This window comes from Methylococcus capsulatus str. Texas = ATCC 19069 (assembly GCF_000424685.1).
In the GTDB taxonomy this organism is placed as follows: Bacteria; Pseudomonadota; Gammaproteobacteria; order Methylococcales; family Methylococcaceae; genus Methylococcus; species Methylococcus capsulatus.
On record NZ_KE384224.1, the window covers coordinates 301,645 to 325,491 of the forward strand.

Annotated in this window: 20 protein-coding genes; 15 read left to right on the forward strand and 5 right to left on the reverse strand. The window is 65.0% G+C overall.

Translation table 11 applies throughout. The features are described from left to right. The first annotated feature begins 8 nt into the window (after positions 1-8). Genes H156_RS0112805 through glcF form a run of 3 tightly spaced genes read left to right on the forward strand, consistent with a single transcriptional unit; the run spans position 9 to position 3,742 of the window. Entirely contained in the window at positions 9-1,463 is a 1,455-nt protein-coding gene (locus H156_RS0112805) for an FAD-linked oxidase C-terminal domain-containing protein (protein ID WP_050998208.1), read from the forward strand. A gap of 8 nt (positions 1,464-1,471) precedes the next feature. Then, entirely contained in the window at positions 1,472-2,533 is a 1,062-nt protein-coding gene (gene glcE / locus H156_RS0112810; protein ID WP_017365657.1) for a glycolate oxidase subunit GlcE, read from the forward strand. After that, complete coding sequence (glcF, locus tag H156_RS0112815) at positions 2,534-3,742, forward strand: glycolate oxidase subunit GlcF (protein ID WP_017365656.1); 1,209 nt, start codon at positions 2,534-2,536, stop codon at positions 3,740-3,742. A gap of 26 nt (positions 3,743-3,768) precedes the next feature. Here glcF and H156_RS0112820 read toward each other — a convergent pair whose 3' ends face one another. Genes H156_RS0112820 through H156_RS0112840 form a run of 5 tightly spaced genes read right to left on the reverse strand, consistent with a single transcriptional unit; the run spans position 3,769 to position 8,189 of the window. Next, positions 3,769-4,263, reverse strand: a complete 495-nt coding sequence (locus H156_RS0112820) for a nucleoside deaminase (protein ID WP_026045986.1) — start codon at positions 4,261-4,263, stop codon at positions 3,769-3,771. 17 nt (positions 4,264-4,280) lie between these two features. Continuing rightward, on the reverse strand, positions 4,281-5,048 hold the full coding sequence (locus H156_RS0112825; protein ID WP_017365654.1) for a glycosyltransferase family 2 protein: 768 nt from the start codon (positions 5,046-5,048) through the stop codon (positions 4,281-4,283). 3 nt (positions 5,049-5,051) lie between these two features. Continuing rightward, complete coding sequence (locus tag H156_RS0112830) at positions 5,052-5,825, reverse strand: lysophospholipid acyltransferase family protein (RefSeq protein ID WP_017365653.1); 774 nt, start codon at positions 5,823-5,825, stop codon at positions 5,052-5,054. Positions 5,826-5,844: 19 nt separating this feature from the next. Next, on the reverse strand, positions 5,845-6,852 hold the full coding sequence (locus tag H156_RS0112835; RefSeq protein ID WP_154656728.1) for a chorismate transformation FkbO/Hyg5 family protein: 1,008 nt from the start codon (positions 6,850-6,852) through the stop codon (positions 5,845-5,847). An 11-nt stretch (positions 6,853-6,863) separates the two neighbouring features. Next, entirely contained in the window at positions 6,864-8,189 is a 1,326-nt protein-coding gene (locus H156_RS0112840; RefSeq protein ID WP_050998203.1) for an NAD(P)/FAD-dependent oxidoreductase, read from the reverse strand. A 373-nt stretch (positions 8,190-8,562) separates the two neighbouring features. Between H156_RS0112840 and H156_RS0112845 the strand changes: the two genes are divergently transcribed. From H156_RS0112845 to hrpA, 12 genes are all read left to right on the forward strand, one after another. Further along, on the forward strand, positions 8,563-12,216 hold the full coding sequence (locus H156_RS0112845; RefSeq protein ID WP_161625746.1) for a cellulose binding domain-containing protein: 3,654 nt from the start codon (positions 8,563-8,565) through the stop codon (positions 12,214-12,216). A 10-nt stretch (positions 12,217-12,226) separates the two neighbouring features. Next, the gene (locus H156_RS0112850) at positions 12,227-13,492 is read left to right on the forward strand and encodes a DUF1552 domain-containing protein (RefSeq protein ID WP_017365649.1); all 1,266 of its coding nucleotides are present in this window, start codon (positions 12,227-12,229) and stop codon (positions 13,490-13,492) included. 93 nt (positions 13,493-13,585) lie between these two features. After that, complete coding sequence (gene dapC, locus H156_RS0112855) at positions 13,586-14,782, forward strand: succinyldiaminopimelate transaminase (RefSeq protein ID WP_017365648.1); 1,197 nt, start codon at positions 13,586-13,588, stop codon at positions 14,780-14,782. Positions 14,783-14,794: 12 nt separating this feature from the next. Next, complete coding sequence (gene dapD / locus H156_RS0112860; protein ID WP_010960766.1) at positions 14,795-15,610, forward strand: 2,3,4,5-tetrahydropyridine-2,6-dicarboxylate N-succinyltransferase; 816 nt, start codon at positions 14,795-14,797, stop codon at positions 15,608-15,610. Positions 15,611-15,642: 32 nt separating this feature from the next. After that, positions 15,643-16,047: a hypothetical protein gene (locus H156_RS0112865; RefSeq protein WP_010960765.1), complete on the forward strand. Its 405-nt coding sequence runs from the start codon at positions 15,643-15,645 to the stop codon at positions 16,045-16,047. Between the two features lie 23 nt (positions 16,048-16,070). Next, the gene (gene tatA, locus H156_RS0112870; RefSeq protein WP_010960764.1) at positions 16,071-16,283 is read left to right on the forward strand and encodes a twin-arginine translocase TatA/TatE family subunit; all 213 of its coding nucleotides are present in this window, start codon (positions 16,071-16,073) and stop codon (positions 16,281-16,283) included. A 7-nt stretch (positions 16,284-16,290) separates the two neighbouring features. Continuing rightward, the gene (tatB, locus tag H156_RS0112875) at positions 16,291-16,605 is read left to right on the forward strand and encodes a Sec-independent protein translocase protein TatB (RefSeq protein ID WP_017365647.1); all 315 of its coding nucleotides are present in this window, start codon (positions 16,291-16,293) and stop codon (positions 16,603-16,605) included. Beyond that, a complete protein-coding gene (gene tatC, locus H156_RS16190) occupies positions 16,592-17,392 on the forward strand; it encodes a twin-arginine translocase subunit TatC (protein WP_228370305.1) in 801 nt (266 codons plus the stop codon). Before tatB ends, tatC begins: the two co-directional genes overlap by 14 nt. Before the next feature lie 18 nt (positions 17,393-17,410). Continuing rightward, the gene (locus tag H156_RS0112885; RefSeq protein WP_010960761.1) at positions 17,411-18,130 is read left to right on the forward strand and encodes an SAM hydrolase/SAM-dependent halogenase family protein; all 720 of its coding nucleotides are present in this window, start codon (positions 17,411-17,413) and stop codon (positions 18,128-18,130) included. Between the two features lie 108 nt (positions 18,131-18,238). Beyond that, positions 18,239-19,168, forward strand: coding sequence for an ATP-binding cassette domain-containing protein (locus H156_RS0112890; protein WP_010960760.1), 930 nt, complete (start codon positions 18,239-18,241; stop codon positions 19,166-19,168). Beyond that, the gene (locus H156_RS0112895; protein WP_017365644.1) at positions 19,161-19,925 is read left to right on the forward strand and encodes an ABC transporter permease; all 765 of its coding nucleotides are present in this window, start codon (positions 19,161-19,163) and stop codon (positions 19,923-19,925) included. The genes H156_RS0112890 and H156_RS0112895 overlap by 8 nt, the downstream gene beginning before the upstream one ends. 6 nt (positions 19,926-19,931) lie before the next feature. Next, positions 19,932-23,816 carry an ATP-dependent RNA helicase HrpA gene (hrpA, locus tag H156_RS0112900; RefSeq protein ID WP_017365643.1) on the forward strand — a complete coding sequence of 1,295 codons (3,885 nt, stop codon included), beginning with the start codon at positions 19,932-19,934 and terminating at the stop codon, positions 23,814-23,816. Positions 23,817-23,847: the final 31 nt, after the last annotated feature.

The following is a 23,847-nucleotide window of genomic DNA, read 5'->3' on the forward strand; positions in this document are numbered from 1 at the left end:
AACGAAGCGTGGAACGGGCGGCCTTTCTCCGCGAGTTGAAGCGTGTCCTCCCGGAGGAGGCCCTGTTGAGCGACCCGGAGGATCTGAGGCCCTTCGAATGCGATGCGCTTGCTGCCTACACCGTCCTGCCTTGGATCGCCGTGCTGCCGGAAACCGTGGAACAGGTCCGGGCGGTGCTGCGTCTGTGCCATTCGCAGAACGTGCCGGTCGTGGCCCGGGGGGCCGGAACCGGTCTTTCCGGCGGTGCCTTGCCCGTGGCTGACGGCGTGCTGCTGAGCCTGGCCAAGTTCGACCGTATCCTGGAAATCGATCCCGCCAACCGCATGGCCCGGGTGCAGCCGGGCGTCCGCAACCTCGCCATCTCCGAGGCGGCGGCGCCTTTCGGCCTGTATTACGCTCCGGACCCCTCCTCTCAGGTGGCCTGCACCATCGGCGGCAACGTGGCGGAGAATTCCGGCGGGGTGCATTGCCTGAAGTACGGCTTGACCGTGCACAATGTGCTGCAAGTCAGTCTGCTGACCGTCGAAGGCGAACCGCTGACACTGGGTTCGTTGGGGTTGGACGGTCCCGGCTACGATCTGCTCGCCCTGATCAACGGCTCGGAGGGCTTGCTCGGCGTGATCGTCGAGGTCGTCGTCAAGCTGCTGCCGGTGCCGGAAACGGCCCGGACATTGCTCGCGGCGTTCAGCAGCATCGAGGCGGCTGGCGATGCCGTGGCCGCCGTGATCGGGGCGGGGCTGGTGCCGGCCGGGCTGGAGATGATGGACAACCTCACACTTCGAGCGACGGAGAACTTCGTCCACGCCGGCTACCCGATCGACGCGGCGGCCGTCGTGCTGTGCGAAATGGACGGCATGGCCGAGCAGGTCGAGGCCGAGATCGCCCGGGCACGCCGGGTGCTGGAGTCGCACGGCGCGACCGAAGTACGCGAAGCCCGTGACGAAGCCGAGCGCCGGAAGTTCTGGGCCGGGCGCAAGGCGGCTTTCCCGGCGGTCGGACGGATCGCTCCGGATTATTACTGCATCGACGGGACGATTCCCAGGAAGCGGCTGGCGGCAGTGCTGGGGCGGATAGGCGAGCTTTCGGAGCAATTCGGCTTGGCCGTGGGCAACGTCTTCCATGCCGGCGACGGGAACCTGCATCCCCTGATCCTCTACGATGCCTCCCATCCCGGCGAACTGGAGCGCGCCGAGGCGCTGGGGGAGGAAATCCTCACCCTCTGCGTCGAGGTTGGCGGAACCGTGACCGGCGAGCACGGGGTCGGCATCGAGAAGCTCGGTCCGATGTGTGTCCAGTTCGGCGCGCCGGAGCTGCGGCAGTTTCACGCGTTGAAGGCGGCCTTCGACGCCGGCGGGCTGCTCAATCCCGGCAAGGCCGTGCCGACGCTGATGCGCTGCGCCGAACTCGGCCGGATGCACGTGCACGGCGGCCGCCTCCCCCACCCCGAACTGGAGCGGTTCTGACGGCCACCATGCATAGCCAGGACGACTCGGAAAGTCTGGCGGGGCGGGTGGCAGAAGCCTGTGCCCAGGGCGGGCCACTGCGGATTCTAGGCAGCGGCAGCAAGGAGTTCTATGCCGGGCCCTGCGCGGGCCGGCTGCTGTCGACCCGGACCCACACCGGAATCGTCCATTACGAGCCTACTGAACTGGTACTCACGGCCCGCAGCGGCACGGCGCTCGCCGCGATCGAGGCGGTGCTGGCGGAATCCGGCCAGATGCTGGGCTTCGAGCCGCCGCATTTCGGTTCCGGCGCGACCTGGGGAGGGACCGTGGCCTGCGGATTGTCCGGACCGCGCCGTCCCTGGTCCGGCAGCGTGCGCGACGCGGTACTGGGTTGCCGGATCGTCAACGGGCGAGGGGAGGTGTTGTCGTTCGGCGGCCAGGTCATGAAGAACGTCGCCGGTTTCGACGTTTCCCGCCTGATGGCCGGCGCGCTCGGGACGCTGGGACTGCTGCTGGAAATCTCGGTGAAGGTGCTGCCCCGGCCGGAGTGCGAAATCACGCTGTGTTTCGAATGCCCGTTCGCGGAAGGCCGTGAACGGATGATCCGCTGGGGCGGCAGCGGCCTGCCGGTCACCGGCCTGGCCTGGGACGGGCGGCTGCACCTGCGCCTGGCGGGGCCGGAGCAGGCGGTTTCCACTGCTGTCCGCCGTATCGGCGGGGATCGGGCGGGCGAGGGGGATGCGGTATGGAACGGCCTGCGCGAGCAGACACACGGCTTCTTCGCCGGCGAGGGCGACCTCTGGCGGCTATCGCTGCCGCCGGCCGCGGACACCGGCGACCTGTCCGGCAGCTGGCTCATCGACTGGGGCGGCGCCCAGCGCTGGCTGCGCACAGACGCGGGTCCGGCCGAGGTACTCGCCGCCGCTCAGGCCGCCGGCGGGCATGCCCGCTTGTTTCGGAGCGCCAATCCTCCGGCGATGCGCAGCGCCCCTCTGGCCCCGGCGCTGGCCGCCCTGCACCGGCGGGTGAAGGCGGCCTTCGATCCGGCAGGGATTCTCAACCGTGGACTGTTGCCAGAGGTCTTTTGAATGCTCACCCGCATCGATCCGCAGTTCGGCGGCACGCCTGAAGGGGAGGAGGCCGAGGCGATCCTCGCTGCCTGTGTCCATTGCGGTTTCTGCACGGCAGCCTGTCCGACCTACCGGTTACTCGGCGACGAACGCGACGGCCCGCGCGGCCGGATTTACCTGATCAAAGCGATGCTGGAAGGCGAACCGGTGACCGAGCGCACCAGAAGCCACCTGGACCGCTGCCTGGGCTGCCGTGCCTGCGAAAGCGCCTGTCCGTCCGGCGTGCGCTATGGCCGGCTCGCCGACATCGCCCGCGGCATCGTCGAGGAGCGGGCGCCGAGGCCGGCCATCGAGAGGCTCGAGCGCAAGTCGTTGCGGATGATCCTGCCGTACCCGGCCAGGTTCGCCCCTTGGGTCGGCCTGGCCCGCCGGTCGATGCCGTTGCTGCCAGCCGTCTTGCGGAACAAGCTGCCGCCTGCTTCGGGCACGCCGTCTTGGCCACCGGTCCGCCATCGGCGCACCATGCTGGCCCTGGGCGGCTGCGTCCAGCCCGTCCTGGCGCCGTCCATCGACGCGGCCGCGGCGCGGGTGCTGGACCGCTTGGGGATATCGCTGATCCGGGTCCCGGCAAGCGGCTGCTGCGGTGCCTTGAGCTACCACCTCGGCGCCCATGAGGAAGGGCTGGACTTCATGCGCCGCAACATCGACGCCTGGTGGCCCGCCATCGAGGCAGGCGCCGAGGCCGTCGTCATCACTGCCAGCGGTTGCGGCCTGATGGTGAAGGAATACGGCGAACTGCTGAGCCGCGATCCGGCCTACGCGGAAAAAGCGGCGCGGGTGTCCGCGCTGGCGCGTGATCTGGGCGAGGTCGTCGCCGCCGAGGACTGGACTCCCCTGGCGCCGCTCGCCCCCCGGCGGATTGCCTTTCACTCGCCTTGCACCCTTCAGCATGGTCAGCGCCTCGACGGTGTGGTCGAGTCGCTGTTGCAGAGACTGGGATTCAAACTGACGCCGGTCGCGGATGCCGCCCTCTGCTGCGGCTCCGCCGGCACTTATTCCCTGTTGCAGCCGGAGCTGTCGTCGCGGTTGCGGGACGACAAGCTGAGAAACCTGGAAGCCGGCGGACCCGAAGTGATCGCGACGGCCAACATCGGCTGCCTGTTGCAGCTCGCGTCCGGTGCCCGGCGGCCGGTGCGGCATTGGGTGGAATTGCTGGACCGGTGTTGACCGGCTCCATGGTGTCCGGCGGGCTGTCAGTACCTCGCCCCGTTGGGCAGAGCCCGAAACTCCCGCCAGACCTCGAGCGCTTCCTCCCGCATGAGCTGCTGCGGTGCCAAATGCCGTTCGGCATAGGATTTGACGATGTCCTCATGGATCCGGGAGTCGTCGAACAGGTCTTCGTAGTCGTGCCAGGAGGCGGCATAGTAGATTTGGTCGATCCGGGCCCAGTAAGCCGACGCGTAACACATCGGGCAGCATTCGCAGCTGCTGTACAGCACGGCGCCGGAAAGGTCGTAGCTGCCGATTCGGCGGCAGGCTTCGCGGATGGCGTTGATTTCCGCATGTGCCGTCGGATCGTTGTCGCGGATCACGCTGTTGCCGGCGACGGCGAGCACCTGTCCGCCGCGCACGATGACTGCTCCGAAGGGGCCGCCGGTTCGGTCGACGATGCCGGCACGCCGCATCGTCTGGATTGCCAGCCGCATGTACGCCCGGTCCTGTTCGCCGGGAGAAACGCTGGTGCGCACGTCGGTCCCTCCCACCCTCAGATTTCCGGACGCCGGACGATTCTGGCGAGCAGGATCGGCAGCCGCGCCAGAAAGCCGAACATCAGACGGACGTGCATCCAGGTGAGGAGGGCGTTGTCGCGCCAGTAATGGAAGTGCGAGGTGCCGCCCTCTTCGGGCTTGGGGTAATAGACCGGCACCGGCAGATTGACCGGCCGGACACCGGCCCAGCAGAGCCGGACGGCGGCTTCCGGGTCGAAATCGAAGCGCCGCATCCATTGATGATCCTGCATGATCACGCATAGCGCCTGGATGGGGTAGACGCGGAAACCGAACAATGAGTCGCCGATCCCGCACCAGAGCGTCTCCAGGTTCGCCCACCAGTTGGAAATGCGGCGGCCTTTCACGCGCAGGGAGGGGGCGGAGTCGTCGAACACCGGCACGCCCAGGATCATGGCGTCCGGTTCTTCCTGCGAGCGTGCCATGAATTCCGGAATCCGGTCGGCGGGATGCTGCCCGTCGGAATCCATGACCAGGGCGTGGGTGAACCCTTTGCGGCGGCTGGTCAGCAATCCCCGCAGCACGGCCGCGCCTTTGCCGCGGTTGGCCGGCATTCCCAGCACCACCAGTCCGCTGTCTTCCGCCGAAAGTTTCAGCAGCCCTTCCCAGGTGCCGTCCGTGCTGCCGTCCACCACGACCCAGACCGGATTCCAGTACCGGCGGGCCGCCTGGACGGTTTCGTAGACCTTGGGGCCGGGGTTGTAACTGGGAATGATGACCAGGTGGGTACGGGAGGGCGTATTCATGTCTCAGGAACCGGTTTCGAAGGGCGGGGTGGAAACGCCGGCGAGTTCCCGTGCGTAATAGGCTTCCAGCGCATGGGTGAAGGCCACGGGGTCGTCGGGGGGATCGAATCTCAGACCCAGCCGGATGCGGAAGCGGATCGGCAGGCGGGGTCTTGCGTAAACCGGCCAACGCTTGCTCAGGAAAGGGGAATCGGTTTCCACGATCAGCGTCTGCACCGGCACGCCGGCATGGCGGGCGATCAAGGCGGCTCCCCCTTTGAACCGGCCGACCGGCGGCTCCGCGGTGCGGGTGCCTTCGGGGAAGACCAACAGTTGTCCGCCTTTCCGCAGCTCTGCGACGGCGGCCTTGATCATGCCATGGCCGGAATCGTTGCGGATGTAGCGGGCCAGGCGGGCGCCGGCGCCCAGAAAAATGTTGTCGTTCAGGTTCGCCTTCATGATGCAGACCAGGTCCGGCAGGCGCGAGGCGACGATCACGGCGTCGAGCAGGCTGGGATGGTTGGCCACCAGCAGCAGCGGCGTGTCCTTGCGCAGGGCTTCCAGTTCCGCGGTATCGAAGCGGAAAGCGCCAGCCGCATGCATGATGCCGAAGAAGATTCGCCAGCCGTACATGATCCCATACCGGCCGACCGGCCGTCCCAGTCGTTCAGGCAGCAACGGGTAGAGCAGCACGGCGATGCCGATCCAGGCGAGAGACATGGAGGCGTAAAGCAACAGTCCCAGGTATAGCGCGGTGTATTCGTACAGCGTCCTCACCGGGCGGATCAAACGGCTCAAGTCGGTTCTCCTGGATTTCTCAAGGTGTTCTGCTTCCGAAGGCCTCGATCTCGACCAGCAGTTCACGGCGGCAGATCTCGGCCTCCACGAACGGGACGTCATCCGCCACCGGTAGCATCGCTGCGAGTTCACATTGTATCGGTTCCAGCGGGCAGCCGGGCCGGACATAGACTTTGTAGCGGAAATCCTTCCAGCCGAAGCCGGCGCCGCCGGACTCCCGGTTCAGGGTTTCGACCAGGACCGTGAGGTTCATCAACGTTTCGCGGGTCTGCGCGGCAGCGTCGCCGGGATGCACACTCTCATGGCCAAGGATGCTCGCCGTGCCGGAAATGAAAACCGCGGTCCGATTGGCCCATCGCAGCAGCGTCGCACGGGAGAAACTCGGGCTGCGTGGCCCATAGGCCGGGGGATAGCGATATGCGCTGAGCTGGCGCGGGTTTTCGATGGGGAACGCCGGTATACGCGCAGCGACGAAATAGACCACCAGCGGGCCGGCGTGCGTACCGAGCGCGCAGGCGGCCGGCAAAGCACCGGAAACCGGCCGGTTGGCCCGGAGAAATGCCTCCTGCCGCCCGATGTTGAACTGCCGGTAACGTTCCAGCCCCGATTCCTCCCGGTTGATGCCCGGAAAGTAGTTCCAGACCCGCACGAGGTGGGGGTAGCCGTGCCGTTCCAGCAACTGGAACAGGGCATCATAGGCGCGCCCCGTCGCGCCGCGGATGTCCGCACCCGCCTCGGTCTGCAAGCTTCCGAACAGGTGGAGTCCGTCGCAGGCCCAGTCGATGGCTCCGGTCCTGCCCCGGGTCGCACGGGAAACGCCCAACCAAATCTCGACCAGCGGCTCGGCCGGCAGCCTCTGGGGCATCGCGATCCCCAACCGGGGAAGCGAAGGGGGGAGTGTGGCCGGCGGCGCTGCTCCGAAGGCGACGGCGCCGAGGCCTCGTTCCCCGATCAGGTCGAGCACGGCCGGCAGTTCGGCTTGCCGCAGGTAAAGGACTGCCAGCATGCCGTCCGTCGGCGTAACCATGGCCGGGAACATCAGGCGAGATCGACGTCCTGGATGTTCAGGCTGCGCCGCCGCCGCGCTTCCAGTGTGCGGCGGAAATGCCACAGACTGTTGAGGTAATAGACCGCCTTGAAGGCATACAGCGAAAACCATATCGGCGTGCGGCCGAAGATGTCGCCCGCCAGCAACGAGAGCAGAGCTTCCTTCATGCGCAGCACGTTCTGCGGTGCCATGAACAGCTCCCGCATCGTCGGGTCGGTCATCCGGTAGATGAACCAGGAAAACTCGCGCGGGCCATGTCGCATCCGCCGATCGAAGCGCTGGAGCGCCGCAGCCGCCCGTCCTGGCTGGCGCAGGCAGGCATCCACCGTCTCGGCGGCGGTCACTCCGCCCTGCATGGCGAACAGAACGCCGGACGAGAACACCGGGTCGATGAAAGCGAAGGCGTCGCCGATCAACAAATAGGACTCGCCGTGCGTCCGGGTGGACACATAGGAGAAATTGCCAGTGGCCTGCACCTCCGAAACCAGTTCGGCGGCGCTCAAGCGTTCGGCAAGGGCAGGGCACGATGCGATCGTGTCGAGGAAGAATTCGCTCAGCGGCTTGTTCCTGCGTTTCATGTAATAGGGCCAGGTCACCGCGCCCACGCTGGTCGTCCCGTCGGCCAGCGGAATGAACCAGAACCATCCATGTTCGAACCAGAACACCGAGATGCTGCCCTCGTAACGGCCGTTCAAGCGGCGCGCGTTGGCGAAATGGCCATAGACCGCAGCGCTGCTGTGTTTCCGGTTGCGCTGCTTGAGCTTCAGCCGGTTGGCGATGAAAGTGTCACGGCCGGAAGCATCGACCACGAAGCGCGCCTGCCAGCGCCGGCTCCGGCCGTCGTCGTCCTGGGCATCGACCTCCGCGCCCCGTCCGTCGGCCAGAAACCGAATGTCCGTGGCGCGCCAGCCCTCCAGGACTTCCGCGCCGCGCTTCACCGCATTGCGGACGAGGATGTGGTCGAACTCCGATCGCCGCACCTGGTAAGCATATGGCATGGATTTGTCCCAGGCGTCGGCGAATTCGAAGATGAGTGTCCCGTCGTGATCGGGCGACACGAATTCCGCGCCGGGTTTGTACATGCCGATGCGCTCGACTTCCTCTTTGACCCCCAATCGTTCCAGCAAGGGGAGGTTGGCCGGCAGCAGGGATTCGCCGATGTGGAAGCGGGGATGGCGGCATTTTTCCAGCATGACCGTGCGGTAACCGCGCTCGGCCAGCAGGGCGGCAACCGTAGACCCGGCGGGTCCCCCGCCTATGACCAGCACATCACAGCCGGTGGATCGAGGGGGCGTGGATTCGGGACTCGCGTTCATCGGGACAGATCGGGATCGGATGGGTGACGGCCGGCGGGACATTATAGCTTCAACGATTCGGCGGGCGAACTACGATCGCCCAGGGCGATCGTGCCGGCCGGTGCCCGCTGCCCGCGTCACCGTGATCCGGGCGGGTGTCAGATTTTTCCAATTCTCCGGGTTTGCCGAGGGTTAGATTCTCCCGCGCCGGGGTTCGCCCGGTTTTTCCGGGTTGAACTAGATTTACCGGACGGGAAGGATCGTCGTTTGGACCGGGAACGGCGGCGTGATCTTTGCTGACACGTAGGCAGTCCGTCCGGGCGCCGGCACCGGCCGTCTTCGCGACTCGTGCGCCGAACCGGAATACCCTTGGATGATGAAGGAACCGATGAAGATGAAAAAGTACCTTTGGCTTTGGGCAGGGGGGCTCTGCCTGGGGGGCCTGTTCTGGGGCGCGTCGTGGGCGGCCGTATCCTGCAGCGCGGATTACGTCGTGGAGAATCAGACCGCATCCGGTTTCAAGGCGACGGTACGGATCGTCAATCACGGTGACGCGGTCGATGGCTGGACCGTGACCTGGACCATGCCCGAAGGCCAGAAGATCACTCGGCTCCGGAACGGCAAATACGTTCGGAAGAAGGGGGCCGTCAGCGTGAAGAACAATGCGTCGAACCGTAAAGTGGCCGCCGGCGAGGTCATCGAGTTCGGCTTCCAGGCGAGCCACAAGGGGAGCAACCGGATTCCGGTGGACATCGCCCTGAACGGAACGCGGTGCGCCGGGACGGTGTCCCCGGCTGTAGCCACTGCCGCGACCGCCGCGGAGACATGCGAAGCCAGTTATCGGGTTTCCGAACAGTGGAACAGCGGGTTTACCGCCGAAGTGAAGATCCGGAACGACGGCCCTGCGCTGGCGGGCTGGAACGTCGCCTGGGAGATGCCCGACGGCCAGGAGATCACGAATTCCTGGAACGGCCGCTTCGTCCAGACGGGCGCACACGTCGACGTCGGCAACCTGGATTGGAACAAGGACATTCCCCCGGGTTCGAACATCGAGTTCGGTTTCAACGGCAGCCACACCGGCAGGAACCGTACGCCCGCGAGCCTGAGCGTCAACGGCGTGAAATGCACGATGGCCGTGATCACGCCCCCGCCCTCGCCGAGACCGGCGTCCTGCGAAGCCACCTATCAGATTTCCGATCAGTGGAACACCGGCTTCACGGCCAACGTCCGGATCAGAAACGATGGGGACCCGCTGGCGGGGTGGACGGTCGTCTGGGATATGCCCGATGGCCAGCGGGTCACGAATTCCTGGAACGGTCGGTTCGCCCAGAGCGGGTCCCATGTGGAAGTCGGCCATCTCGACTGGAACAGGGACATTGCCACGGGTTCGAACATCGAGTTCGGCTTCAACGGCAGCCACGCCGGTGCCAACCGCGCACCTTCGAGCCTGAGCCTCAATGGTGTCGCCTGTGCGCTGGTCACGGTTGCGCCGTCCCCGACGCCCGCGCCGACCGCTACGCCGAGCCCCATCCCGACGCCGACGCCCAGCCCGGCACCGCCCGCGAGCCCGAGTCCGGCGCCCACGCCGACACCGGCGCCGACTTCCAGCCCCAGCCCTACGCCTGTGCCGACCGGACCGTGTCAGGCCGATTACCAGGTGACGGCGCAATGGAATGATGGATTCACTGCCAACGTGAAAGTCAGAAACAACGGCACCGCCCTGGACGGCTGGACGGTCGCCTGGACCATGCCCAGCGGCCAAACCGTGACGGGAATGTGGAACGGCCAGTACGTCCAGACCGGCCCCCAGGTCGCGGTGACGCCCGCCGGCTGGAATCGCCAGATCGCAAGCGGCGCTTCCATCGAGTTCGGTTTCAACGGCAGCCATTCGGGCACCAACGCCGTATCCGGCGTGCTGACGCTGAATGGTGCCGCTTGCGCCACCACCACGGGCGGCGGCACCCCCACGCCGACCCCGGTGCCGGTGGCGCCGGGGACACCGGCCGGTCTGTCCGCCACCGTGGCCGACAACGCGGTCGTCAACCTGGTTTGGACGGCGGCCGACGCATACGCCCAGGGTTTCCGGATCGAGCGCCGTACCGCCGGCGGTGTCGATTGGACTCTCGTGGCCGAAACGGCCGCCGGTGCCCCGTCCTTCGGCGACGGCACGGTGGCCATGGGGAACGACTACGAGTACCGGGTCTATGCCTTCAACGCGGTGGGAAACAGCCCGCCCGCGACGGCATCCGCTTCCTTGCCGACCTTGCTCAAGTACGGCGAGTCGCAGTACCAGAAACAGGGCTGTGCCAGCTGCCACGGGAAGGACGGCAAGGGAGGCTTCACCAACAAGCCGCTGGTCCATTTCACGGCCGACCAGCTCGCGACGCTCACCGAGATCATCCGCGTCCGCATGCCCCCGTCCAAGCCTGCGAACTGCGTCAGCAACTGCGCGGCGGGTACCGCCAAGTACATCATCGAGGTGCTTGCCGCCGCCGCTTCGGGAGGCGGCGGAGGCGGCGGCAATGCCTGCGCCGGCAGCCCGCCGCCCGGTGGACGGGCATTGCGCCTGCTCACCCGCCAGGAATACCAGAACACGGTCAACGACCTGCTCGGCTTGTCCGAAAATCTGGTGCATCTCCTGCCGGAGGAAAACCGCGTGGATGGCTTCGACAACAATGTCGCAACCAACCTGGTGACGAGCATTCGCCTCGAGGCCTTCCTGACCCAGGCCGAGGCCCTCGCCGCAAAGGCGGTGCAGCAAAACTGGAACGCCCTGCTGCCGTGCACACAGCAGGATGCGGCCTGTGCCCGTCGGTTCGTCGAAGCTTTCGGCAAGCGCGCCTACCGGCGGCCATTGACCACGGAAGAGGCCGACGCCTACGCTGCGCTGTTCGGGCAGGGCTCATTCCGGGAAGGCGTGGAGGCGACTATCACCCATATGCTGGTTTCGCCGAATTTCCTCTACCGTTCCGAGCTGGGGGAGGCGCAGGCGGACGGGACGTACAAGCTGACGCCGTACGAAACGGCGAGCGCCCTTTCCTATCTGTTCCTGGGGTCGCTGCCCGACGGCGAACTGGTCAGTGCCGCGGACCAGAACCTGCTGGACACGCCCGACCAGCGCATCGCCCAGGCCTCGCGCCTGTTGAGCCTGCCGCGCAGCCGCAACCGGGTGGGCCATTTCGTCGGCCAGTGGCTGCTGGGTACCAGCCCGTACACGCTGCCGGAGAAGGACCAGGCGGTGTATCCGCGCTATGACGCCGCGGTCAGGTCCGCAATGTCCGAAGAACTGATCGGCTTCTTCGATCTCGTCGCCTTCGAGTCCACCCAGAGCTTTCCGGAGCTGTTCACCGCGAACTACGTCGTCGTCGACGACACCCTGGCGGACTACTACGGGCTCGGCCGTCCGGGGGGCAGCGGATTCGCGCCGGTGACGGTGAGCGACGGAACCCGCACCGGCATCCTCACGCTCGGTGCGGTGCTGTCGCGCTATGCCAACAGCAACGAGTCGCATCCGTTCAAACGCGGTGGTTTCCTGTACAAGCGCCTGCTTTGCCGCGATTTGCCGCTGCCGGCCAACGCGGGCTTCATCCAGGCGCCGCAGCCGGATCCGAATGCGACGACGCGGCAGCGCTTCGAGTTCCACAGCAAGTCCAATACCAGCTGCTACGGCTGCCACCAGTACCTGGACGGACCGGGCTTCGGCTTCGAGAACTACGACGGCGCCAGCATCTTCAGGGCATCCGAAAACGGACAGGCCATCGATGCCAGCGGCGTCCTGCGCGGCCTGGAGACGTTCACGCCCACCGAGGAGCTGAGCTTCACCGATCTCCCCGACCTCAGCCGGAAAATCGCGGCCAGCCCGACCGCGGCGCAGTGCGCGGCGCGCCAGTACTACCGATTTGCCACCGGCAGACGGGAGGCATCGTCCGACAGCTGCGCCCTCGACAGTTTCCTGCAGACCTATTCGGCCAACGGCCATAACCTGCAGACCATGCTGCTCGGCATCGTCAACGCACCCGGCTTCACCGTGCGCCGTGCCGATCAATAAGGAGAATGCAATGAATCTCTCGATCAAACGCAGGGACTTTCTCAAACTGGCCGGGGCCACCGGACTCAGCCTGAGCTTCGCGCGGCTGGCACAGGGGGCGGGCTCCAGCCCGCGTCGGGTGATCTTCGTCTACACTCCGGATGGCGCCATCCCGGCCCAGTGGCACGCGCAGGGCACCGGCACCGATTTCACGCTGCCGGCCATGACCCAACCGCTGGAACGGGTGCGCCAGCACTGCATCTTCCTGAGCGGGTTGAACATGGTCGGTCCCGGCGGTACCCACGAGGGGGGTGTCATCAAGCTGCTGACCGGTACGGGGGGGCAGAACAGCACGCTGGGCGTATCGCTGGACTACTACCTGGGCCAGGTCTTCAAGACCCAGACGATACGGCCACATTTGAACCTGAACATCGTCCCGATCTACACCGACAAGCACATCACCTACGACAACAACGGCGTTCCCGTCGTACCCGAAATGAATCCCCTGGCGGCGTTCGACTCGCTGTTCGGCGCCAGCGCCGGCGACAGCGCGCGGGCCCAGCGCCGTATCAGTGCCCTAGATCATTCGCTGAGCGAACTGAACGCCCTGCGCGCCCGGCTGGGTACGACGGAAAAGGTCAAGCTGGACACCCATCTGGACGCCTTGCGCGAGCTGGAGCAGAAGCTGCAGTCGGCGGCGGCCGGAAGTTGCCCCGCCTGGAATTTCAATCCGACCGGCTTCCGGGTGACGCGTACGGCGCTGTGGCAGAATCCGGAGTTCATGGACGCCGGCCGGATGGGGACGATCGCCGATCTCCACACGGACGTGGCGATACACGCCCTGGCCTGCGATCTGACCCGGGTCGTCACCCTCAAGTGGAACAACTCGGTGCACGACAACGTAATCAAGGAAGCCGGCAGCCCGATGACTTGCCACGGCGCGTCGCACGAAGCGGGACAGGACTTCGTGACCATCAAGGCCTGGTACATGGAGCGCTTCGCGCGTCTGATCGAACGGTTGCAAGCCACGCCTGACGGCGGCGGAACCCTCCTGGACAACACCCTGGTTTTCCACGGCAGCTGTCTCGCCAACGGCAGCTGGCACAACCATGATGACATGCCCTTCATCCTGGCAGGCGGCGCAGCCGGCGGCATGGCGACCGGGCGCAGTCTGAAGTTCGGCGGCGTTCCGCACAATAAACTCTTGGTGTCGATCGCGCGGTTCATGGGGGTGAACATCAACAGTTTCGGGGACCAGGACAGCTCGCCAGGTCCCCTGTCCGGTCTGTCCGGCTGAAGCCGGCGCGGACCGATTCTGGAAGAAAGCGGGTGCCATGACTTATACTTGCGACCTTTTTCAACGAAGACGGCGCCCTCCATTCTTCCCGACATGAATCCCAAGCTCGCCAGCCTGCACCCTTATCCTTTCGAGAAGCTGGCGGATCTCAAGCGAGGCCGGCTGCCGCCGGCGGACAAACCTCACATTGCGATGTCCATCGGCGAGCCCCAGCATCCGACGCCGCATTTCATCGCCGAGGCTCTGCTGCAGCACCTGCACGGTCTGGCCTCCTATCCGACCACCAAGGGTGGCCCGGAATTGCGCCGCTGCATCGCGCAATGGCTGGAACGGCGGTTCGACCTAGGAGAGGGCGGGGTAGACCCCGAGCGGCAGGTGCTGCCGGTCAACGGCACCCGGGAAGCGTTGTTCGCCTTCGCCCAGGCCGTGATCGACCCGGCGGAACAGCCTCTCGTGCTGATGCCGAATCCGTTCTATCAGATCTACGAGGGCGCGGCGATCCTGGCCGGGGCGGAACCTTTCTTCCTCAATACCACGGCCGAGTCGGGATTCCTGCCGGATTTCGACGCGGTGCCGGAAACGGTGTGGCGGCGCTGCCGGCTGGTGTATGTCTGCTCCCCCGGCAATCCCACCGGCGCGGTGATGGGGGGCGACCAGCAGCGGCGGTTGTTGGAACTGGCGGAAAGATACGATTTCATCGTGGCATCGGACGAATGCTATTCGGAGCTGTACGCCGACGAGGCCGATCCGCCGGCGGGTTTGCTCCAGACCGCGGCCGCCATGGGTAATACCGAATTCCGCCGCTGCGTGGTGTTTCATTCCCTGTCCAAACGGTCCAACGCACCCGGCCTGCGTTCGGGATTCGTCGCCGGCGATGCCGACATCCTGGGCCGTTTCCTGTTGTACCGGACCTACCATGGCTGCGCCATGCCGCTTACCGTACAAAAGGCCAGCGAACGCGCCTGGGCCGACGAAATCCACGTGCGCGAGAACCGGGCGCTTTATCGGCGGAAGTTCGATGCGGTTGCCACCGTGCTGGGAGACGTCCTCGACCTGACCGTGCCTTCGGCGGGGTTTTATCTCTGGCTGCGCACCCCCATCGACGACACTGCATTTGCCGCCGGCCTGTTCGAGGCACAGAATGTCACGGTGCTGCCGGGGCGCTTCCTGTCCCGCCCGAGTGGCGGCGTCGATCCGGGCACGGGCCACGTCCGCATCGCCTTGGTCGCTCCTTTGGAGGAGTGTGTCGTGGCGGCGCACCGTATCAAGCAGTTCATTCAAACCCTTTGAGTCAGCGATCACATGTCTTTGGAAAACATCATCAACGAAGCTTTCGAGAATCGTGCGCAGATCAGCCCGGGCACGGTGGGTGCCGAAGTGCGTGAGGCGGTGGCAGAGGCACTGCGGCTGTTGGACAGCGGCGCGGCCCGCGTCGCCGAGAAGAAAGACGGCGGCTGGGTGGTCAACCAGTGGCTCAAGAAGGCGGTGCTGCTCTCCTTCCGCATCAACGACAACCGCGTGATGGACGGCGGCGAGACGCGCTATTTCGACAAGGTGGAACCCAAGTTCGGTGGCTTCGGGCCGGAGGAGTTCCGCGCCGCCGGCGTGCGCGTGGTCCCGCCCGCCGCCGTCCGCCGTGGCGCCTACATCGCGCCCGGTGTCATCCTGATGCCGTCCTACGTCAACATCGGTGCTTACGTCGATTCCGGCACCATGGTCGACACCTGGGCCACGGTGGGCTCCTGCGCCCAGATCGGCAAGAATGTCCACCTCTCCGGCGGCGTCGGCATCGGCGGCGTGCTGGAACCGCTGCAGGCGGGCCCGACCATCATCGAGGACAACTGCTTCATCGGCGCGCGTTCCGAAATCGTGGAAGGCGTCATCGTGGAAGAGGGGTCGGTGATCTCCATGGGCGTCTACATCGGTCAGAGCACCAAGATCTACAACCGGATGACCGGCGAGATCAGCTACGGTCGGGTGCCCGCCGGCTCCGTCGTGGTGTCCGGCAACCTGCCGGCCAGGGACGGCAGTCACAGCCTGTATTGTGCGGTGATCATCAAACAGGTGGATGAGAAGACCCGCGGCAAGGTCGGTATCAACGAGCTGCTCAGAGACTGAGTATCCAACAACAAACGAATCGAGGAAGAGTCATGAAACGAGTTTCCGCCGCGGTAGTGGGCCTGTTGTTTTCCGCCAACGTGTTCGCCATCGCCCAGCATTACGTGCGCCAGGATGGCGGCCACGTCCAGCACATGAAGATCAACAAGGTCGGCGATGAAATCGGCGTTGAGGTGGATGTTGACTTCGAGCCGGTCGGCAGCGTCGACGAAGGCAAGCGGCCCTGCTCCCACACGGTCAGTGGCAGTGCGGAGAAAGTGGCCGACAACGAGCTGGTCCTGAAGAAACAGGTGGAAGGCGAAGCGCGCTACTGCGAACTCAAGATCCACCTCAAGGGCGATGCGGCCGTGATCGACCAGTCCAAGGACTGTGACTATTTTCTCGGCACCTACTGCAAATTCGCATCGGAAGGCAAGCCGCTGCTGCTCGTCAAATGACGTTCGATCCGGGGGTCTGAGCCATGGGCATAGGTGTTTGGGAATTGCTGCTGCTTTTTCTGATCGTGCTGGTCGTCTTCGGCACCAAGCGTTTGCGCAACATCGGGGGTGATCTGGGCGGCGCGATCAAGAGCTTCCGCCAGGCGATGAGCGAGAACGAAGACAAACCCTCGGAGGGCGGGGCGCGCACCCTCGAGGGGGAAGTGGTGGACAAGAAGGAAAAGGACAAGGTCTGATCGGATCATGTTCGATATCGGCTTCACCGAAATGCTGCTGATCGGCCTGGTCGCCCTGCTGGCGTTTGGGCCGGAGCGGCTGCCGAAGGTGGCGCGGGAGACCGGCTACTGGATACGCAAGGCCCGCAGTACACTGGCCTCGGTCCGGGCCGAAATCGAACACGAGATGGAAATGCAGGATCTGAAACGGGCCATGCGGGAAGCCAAATCCGGCCGGATTCTCGAGTCCCTGTCGGACGGCTCCGGCAACCCCTCGGGGAATCCGCGGCCGGCGTCCAAGCCGGGAACCGCAGCACCGGAACAGACCGATGACCAGCCGTAAGTCGAGAATGGCCGAGGAGGATGTGGAGCAGCCTTTCCTCTCCCACCTCGTAGAATTGCGGCAGCGGATTCTTCGCGCCCTCGCGATGGTCATGGTGCTGTTTCTTGGCCTGGCGTTCTATGCCAACGAGATTTATTCCTTCCTCGCCGGCCCGTTGCTGAAGCATATGCCGGAAGGCTCGCAGATGGTCGCGATCGACGTGGCGTCGCCGTTCCTGACGCCGTTCAAACTGACCTTGATGGTCTGCGTATTCCTGTCGATCCCCTTCATCCTTTACCAGGCCTGGGCTTTCATCGCTCCGGGCCTCTACCGCCATGAGCGACGCATGGTGCTGCCCTTGCTGGTGGCGAGCACGCTGCTGTTCTACGCCGGTGTGGCCTTCGCCTATTACGTGGTATTCCCCGTGATGTTCGGTTTTTTGACCGCCACCGCACCGGCCGGCGTGGCGGTGATGACGGACATCGCCAAGTACCTCGATTTCGTGCTGACCCTCTTCCTCGCCTTCGGCGTCGCCTTCGAGGTGCCGATCGCAACCATCCTCCTGGTATGGAGCGGCATCGTCTCCCGTGAAACCATCGGCAACAACCGTCCCTACGTGATCGTGGGCGCTTTCGTGATAGGCGCAGTCCTGACACCGCCGGATGTCGTATCGCAGACCCTGCTTTCGGTTCCGATCTGGCTCTTGTTCGAATTCGGCTTCTTCTTCTCCCGGTTTTTCGAGCCTCGGCCGGCCTACGAGACCCCCCGATCCATCGAACACCGCGATTCCTCTTCTTCCGGAGATTGATCCCGGATCCCTTCGGCCATGATCCTGCTCTTCACCGACTTCGGTCCGGCCGGACCTTATCTGGGGCAGGTGGAAGCGGTGCTGCGGCTGAACGCGCCCGGTGTGGACGTGATCCACCTGGTGAGCGACGCCCCCGCTCCGCGTCCCGCGGGGTACCTGCTCGCGGCGCTCTGTCGGCAGTTTCCGCAAGGCAGCGTCTTTCTCTGCGTGGTCGATCCCGGAGTGGGGGGTGAACGGGAGGCGCTGGCACTGGAAGCGGACGGGCGCTGGTTCATTGGCCCGGACAACGGTCTGCTCAACACCGTTGCCGTGCAGGCGGAACGCCGGCGCTGGTTGCGGATCGACTGGCGGCCGACGACCCTGTCGGCCAGCTTCCACGGACGTGACCTGTTCGCGCCGGTCGCGGCCCGGATCGCCCGACGGGATTTCGGGTGGGAACATCGGCCCGTCGCAGGCCCCGAGTTGACCGCATGGCCGTCGGACACAGCCTCGATCGTCTATTTCGACCATTACGGCAATGCATTGACCGGTCTGCGCTACCGTCCTGAATTCGCGGGACGGAAGTTGCGTATCAACGACCGGCATGTGCGGCATGCGGAGGTTTTTTGCGCAGTCGAGGCGGGTACGGCATTGTGGTACCGCAACTCGCTGGATTTGGTCGAGGTCGCCGTCAATCTGGGGAGAGCGGACCAGGTTCTGGGGCTTGCCATCGGTGACGGCGTACTGTTCGAGGCGTAGGGGACGGTCGGTCCGCCACGGAAGTGCGCTCCGACGCATGGCGGCGCCGGAGAGCACAATAGTATAATTTTCAAGCTTTCCCCACCCGTTCATTTCCACAAGCTTTCCGTGAATTCACCCCGCCCTCCAGTCGTCGTCGCGCGCCAGTTGACCAAATATTTCGGGGAGAAGCGGGTGGTGGACGGTTTGTGCTTCGACATTCGGCAAGGCGAATTCGTGGGTATTCTCGGCCCCAATGGAGCCGGCAAAACCACGACGCTGCGGATGCTGGTGGGCAACACGCCGCCGGGCTCGGGCGAACTTTCGGTGCTGGGCTATGCCATCCCTGTCGAGGGGCGCACGATGCGCGCCAGGATCGGCGTGGTGCCGCAGCAGGATAATCTCGACATCGATTTCACGGTGGTGGAAAACCTGCGGATTTACGGCGGCTATTTCGGCCTCGCCGAGCGGGCGCTGAAGGTGCGAATCCCCTGGCTCCTCGAACTCGCGGCGCTTACCGACAAGGCCCATGCCCGCATCGGCCAGCTTTCCGGCGGCATGAAACGACGCCTCTCCATCGCCCGCGCCCTCATCAACGAACCCGAGCTGTTGGTGCTGGACGAACCGACCACCGGCCTTGATCCCCAGGTGCGGCACAATATCTGGAACATGCTGCGCCAGCTGCAAAACGAAGGACTGACGATCATCCTGACCACCCATTACATGGAAGAGGCCGAGCGTCTGTGCGGGCGCATCATCCTGATGGACCGGGGCCGGATTCTGGCCGACAGCAGTCCCCAGGTTCTGATTCGCGACCATATCGAACCACATGTACTGGAAGTGCACGGCGCCAATGCCGAAAACTGGCGTCGTTCGCTGGTCCGGCTCGAAGGCCAGCGCTGCGAGCGCGTCGGCGAAAGCATCTTCCACTACGGTGACGATCTGGAAACCCTGGTCCGTTCGCTGGATTCCTGGGAGGGCGTGCATTACGTCTACCGCCGCGCCAATCTGGAAGACGTGTTCCTGAAGCTGACCGGACGGGATCTGCACGATGCTTGAGGCGGCGAGGCGCTGGAAATCCGTGTGGCGGCGCAACGCCTGGGTATGGCGCAAGGGTGCGCGCACCGCGCTGCTCGGCGGCTTCGTCGAGCCCTTGTTCAATCTGCTCATACTCGGATTCGGGCTGGGGAGCTACGTCGGTCGGGTCGCCGGACTGCCCTATCTGGATTTCCTCGCTGGCGGCATACTCGCGACCAGTGCCATGAACGCCGCGACCTTCGAGGGACTGTATCTGGCTTATACCCGTATGGCGGTACTGAAGACTTGGGACGGCATGCTTGCGGCGCCTTTGTCGCTGGCCGACGTCGTGATGGGAGAGGTGTTGTGGATGGGCACCAAAAGCCTGATCGCCGCCGGTCTGATTCTGACGGTACTGGCGGGTTTCGGCCTGGCTTCCGGCTGGGCGGCACTGGCGGTACTGCCGCTGGCCTTCCTCGCCGGTGTCTGCTTCGGCAGCATGGCCCTGGTAGTGACTTCCTTCGCACGCAGTTACGACTTTTTCGTGTACTACATCACGCTGGGTATCACGCCCATGGTGCTGCTGAGCGGGGTGTTCTTTCCATCCGACGCTCTGCCCCCCGCCGTTCGGGTCGGCAGCGAATGCCTGCCGTTGTTTCACGTCGTGGCACTGATCCGGCCGCTGCTGGCCGGCGGTCTGGATTTGGCCCTGCTTGGGCACGTGGCGGTGCTACTGGCCTTTGCCGTGTCGATGATCCTCCTTGCCATTTGGCGCCTCGAGTGCAGGCTGACGCAATGATTCCTCATGCTTGACCGCATCGTACGACTGGAACGGTCGCTGGACCAATGTTTCGGTAAGGACCGGTTTGCGCTGCGACGTCGACTCCAACGCCTGAAGGCCGCGGCCGGAAAGTCCCCTCCGCCAGAGGAGGCGCTGGAAGCGATGGCCCGGCGGATCGAGTCCTCGATGGCCCTGTGTTCGGCACGGATGGCCGCCGTGCCGCCGCTGGAGTATCCCGAAGAGCTGCCGGTGTCGGAACGGCGCGGAGAGATCGCCGAAGCCATCCGGCAGAACCAGGTCGTGATCGTGTGCGGCGAGACCGGTTCCGGCAAGACCACCCAGCTTCCCAAGATTTGCCTCGAGGCGGGGCGCGGGATTCAGGGCTACATCGGGCATACCCAGCCGCGCCGCATCGCCGCCCGCAGCGTAGCCGCGCGGATCGCCGATGAATTGAAGCGACCGCTGGGCGAAACCGTCGGGTACAAAGTCCGCTTCCACGACCAGACCCGCCCGGACAGTCTCATCAAGCTGATGACCGACGGCATTCTGCTGGCGGAGACCCAGACCGACCGGTTCCTCGACCAATACGACACCCTCATCGTCGACGAGGCTCACGAGCGCAGCCTCAACATCGACTTCCTGTTGGGCTATCTCAAATGGCTGCTGCCCCGGCGGCACGATCTCAAGCTGGTCATCACCTCGGCCACCATCGATCCCGAACGCTTCTCCCGCCATTTCGACAATGCGCCGATCGTGCGTGTATCCGGGCGCACCTATCCAGTGGAGATTCGCTACCGCCCGCCCGACTCGGCCGAAGAGGAGAGCGACGAGACCGAGCGCGGCGAACAGCAGGCGATCCTGGATGCGGTGGACGAGCTGCACCGGGAGAACACCGGCGACATCCTGATTTTCCTGAGCGGCGAACGGGAGATTCGTGATACCGCCGAGTCCCTGCGCAAGCATCATCCGGCGGACTGTGAAGTGTTGCCGCTGTATTCGCGGCTGACGGTGTCCGAGCAGGAGAAAATCTTCAAGCCGCACGGCCGCCGCCGCATCGTGCTGGCCACCAACGTGGCGGAGACCTCGCTGACGGTACCCGGCATCCGCGGCGTGATCGATGCCGGCTACGCCCGCATCAGCCGCTACAGCCACCGCAGCAAGCTGCAGCGCCTGCCGATCGAGAAAATCTCCCGGGCCTCGGCCAATCAGCGCGCCGGCCGCTGTGGGCGGGTCGGGCCTGGGGTGTGCATCCGCCTGTATTCGGAGCAAGATTTCCTGAACCGGCCGGAGTTCACCGATCCGGAGATTCTGCGCACCAACCTGGCCGCCGTCATTCTGCAAATGAAGGCGCTGAACCTCGGCGACATCCGCGTTTTCCCGTTCGTCGAACCGCCGGACGAGCGGCTGGTGCGGGATGGCCTCAGGACTCTGCAGGAAATCAACGCGCTGGACGCCCAGGGCCGGTTGACCGAACTGGGCCGCCGCCTCGCCCGGCTGCCGGTCGATCCGCGGCTGGGCCGGATCCTTCTGGCCGGAGCTGAGGAAAACTGTCTGAGCGAGGTCTGCATCATCGTCGCCGCCCTGAGCGTGCCCGACCCGCGCGAGCGTCCGGCGGACAAGGCTCAGGCCGCCGACCAGAAACACGCCCGCTTCCGCCATCCGGATTCGGATTTCATGGCGATCCTCGCTTTGTGGAAGGACTACGAGGAGCAGCGTCAGCATCTCTCCGGCAGCAAGCTGCGCCAGTATTGCCGCGACAATTTCCTTTCGGCCTTACGGATGCGGGAATGGCGCGACATTCATCAGCAGATTCTGGAAGTCGTCAAGGGCGAACTGGGACTTCGACCGAATCAGGTTCCCGCCGACTATGGCGAGATCCACCGTGCCTTACTGACCGGACTGCTGTGCCATGTCGGTTTCCGCCAGGATCAGAACGAATATGTCGGAGTCCGCGGACAGAAGTTTCAGATCTTTCCCGGTTCGTTTCTGTTCAAGACCCGCCCGGTGTGGATCATCTCCGCCGAACAGGTCGAGACCAGCCGGGTCTATGCCCGCACCGTGGCCAGAATCGAGCCGGAATGGATCGAAAAGTGTGGCGCGCATTTGTTGAAACGCCACTACTACGAACCGCACTGGGAGCGCAAGGCCGCGCGCGGTGCCGTGTTCGAGCGCACCGCCCTGTACGGCCTCACCGTGCAAAACGGCCGCAAGGTGCCATATGAGAACGTCGATCCCGCCGGGGCGCGGGAGCTCTTCATACGCTCCGCCCTGGTACGCATGGACTATGACAGCAAGGCCCCGTTCCTGTTGGCGAACAGTAGATTGCTGGAGGAAGCGGAATACTCCCAGCAGAAGGAGCGCCGATTGGACCTGGTGGTGGACGAGGAGACCCTGTACCGCTTCTTTGACGAACGGGTGCCCGCCGAAGTGGTCAACGGCGCCAGCTTCGAAGTCTGGCGCAAGGCCGCCGAGCGTCGCGAGCCGCGGCTGTTGATGCTGTCGCGCGAGGACATCACGCTGGACAGCGGCGGAGGAGGAACCGCGGGAGATTTCCCGGACGAGCTGGCCTTGGGACCGGTGCGGCTGAAGCTGGAGTACCGTTTCGAGCCGGGCCATGAGGACGACGGCGTCACTGCCATCGTTCCGCTGCACGTGCTCAATCAGATCGACCCCGAACCGCTGAGTTGGTTGGTGCCGGGGCTGTATCGCGAAAAAGTGGTGGCCCTGATCAAGTCCTTGCCCAAGACTTGGCGTATCCATTTCGTGCCTGCCCCCGATTTCGCCGACCGCGCTCTGCCCATGATGGACTATCGCCACGGTTCACTGACGGCGGAATTGGCCAAGGCGCTGAAGAAAATCGGCAGGGTGGCGCCGCCGGTTTCGGCCTTCGACGAAGCCGCGCTGCCGGCGCATCTACGGATGAACCATGCCCTGGTCGACGAAAACAACGTGGTGATCGCCCGCTCCCGCGATCTCTGCCAGCTCCAGGCCCGTTACGGCGCCGAAGCCGGCCGCAATTTCCAGAACATCGCCCGCCAGGAAATCGCAGTCTCCGGCCGGCGGGTCTGGGACTTCGACGATTTGCCGACCACTTACAGCGGACGGGTCGACGGCCAGGACCTGCATGGTTTTCCGGCCATCGTCGACGAAGGCGAGACCGTCGGCGTGCGGGTGTTCGATCGGGCCGACGAGGCCCGGCTGCAACATGAATTTGGTCTGATTCGCCTGCTGCGCCTGACGCTGGCAAGAGAGATCAAATACCTGCGGAAAAATCTGCCCGTCACTCCGGCCAGCGAACTGCTCTATCGCCAGCTCTCCCCGGCTGGACGCGATCTGCGGGAAGACCTGCTGGACCGGGTTATGGCTGCACTGTTTATCGACGACCGCCCGGAACTGCGAAGCCGTGAGGTATTCCACTCCCGGGTGGAACTGCTGCGCGGCGAGTTGGTGGCGAAGGCCAACGAGTTGGGAAAAGTCGTCGAGCAGACTCTGGCACTGTACGGTGAATGCCGAGGCTGCTCGAAGACACTCCGCGCCGGCCCGGCGGCCGAGGACTCGGGTGAACAGCTCGCCCGCCTGATCCATGGCGGTTTCGTGGCCACCACGCCTTACGAACGCCTGCGGCACTATCCTCGCTACTTGAAAGCCCTACTGCATCGGCTCGACAAAGGCCACCAAGACCCGGCGCGGGACGCCCGCCTGCAGGCAGAAATCATGGTTTTCTGGCGACCTTATTGGGAATCGGTGGAAAAAGGGGGAACATCCCTCCCTCCTGAACGCGACGAGTTCCGCTGGGCCCTGGAAGAATTCCGCGTCTCCCTGTTCGCCCAGCAGATGAAAACCGCCCATCCGGTTTCCGCCAAACGCTTGCGGGAACTGTGGTCGCAACGGCTGTCTTCCCGGCACTGACGGGCGGCACTCAAAGTGCCGGGGAATGGCG

Excerpts from the sequence above, each read along its gene's own strand:
- glcE (WP_017365657.1), top strand. The coding sequence starts at position 1,472 with ATGCATAGCCAGGACGACTCGGAAAGTCTGGCGGGGCGGGTGGCAGAA.
- glcF (WP_017365656.1), top strand. The coding sequence starts at position 2,534 with ATGCTCACCCGCATCGATCCGCAGTTCGGCGGCACGCCTGAAGGGGAG.
- H156_RS0112825 (WP_017365654.1), bottom strand. The coding sequence starts at position 5,048 with ATGAATACGCCCTCCCGTACCCACCTGGTCATCATTCCCAGTTACAAC.
- H156_RS0112835 (WP_154656728.1), bottom strand. The coding sequence starts at position 6,852 with ATGGTTACGCCGACGGACGGCATGCTGGCAGTCCTTTACCTGCGGCAA.
- H156_RS0112840 (WP_050998203.1), bottom strand. The coding sequence starts at position 8,189 with ATGAACGCGAGTCCCGAATCCACGCCCCCTCGATCCACCGGCTGTGAT.
- H156_RS0112845 (WP_161625746.1), top strand. The coding sequence starts at position 8,563 with ATGAAAAAGTACCTTTGGCTTTGGGCAGGGGGGCTCTGCCTGGGGGGC.
- H156_RS0112850 (WP_017365649.1), top strand. The coding sequence starts at position 12,227 with ATGAATCTCTCGATCAAACGCAGGGACTTTCTCAAACTGGCCGGGGCC.
- dapC (WP_017365648.1), top strand. The coding sequence starts at position 13,586 with ATGAATCCCAAGCTCGCCAGCCTGCACCCTTATCCTTTCGAGAAGCTG.
- dapD (WP_010960766.1), top strand. The coding sequence starts at position 14,795 with ATGTCTTTGGAAAACATCATCAACGAAGCTTTCGAGAATCGTGCGCAG.
- H156_RS0112865 (WP_010960765.1), top strand. The coding sequence starts at position 15,643 with ATGAAACGAGTTTCCGCCGCGGTAGTGGGCCTGTTGTTTTCCGCCAAC.
- tatA (WP_010960764.1), top strand. The coding sequence starts at position 16,071 with ATGGGCATAGGTGTTTGGGAATTGCTGCTGCTTTTTCTGATCGTGCTG.
- tatB (WP_017365647.1), top strand. The coding sequence starts at position 16,291 with ATGTTCGATATCGGCTTCACCGAAATGCTGCTGATCGGCCTGGTCGCC.
- tatC (WP_228370305.1), top strand. The coding sequence starts at position 16,592 with ATGACCAGCCGTAAGTCGAGAATGGCCGAGGAGGATGTGGAGCAGCCT.
- H156_RS0112885 (WP_010960761.1), top strand. The coding sequence starts at position 17,411 with ATGATCCTGCTCTTCACCGACTTCGGTCCGGCCGGACCTTATCTGGGG.
- H156_RS0112895 (WP_017365644.1), top strand. The coding sequence starts at position 19,161 with ATGCTTGAGGCGGCGAGGCGCTGGAAATCCGTGTGGCGGCGCAACGCC.
- hrpA (WP_017365643.1), top strand. The coding sequence starts at position 19,932 with ATGCTTGACCGCATCGTACGACTGGAACGGTCGCTGGACCAATGTTTC.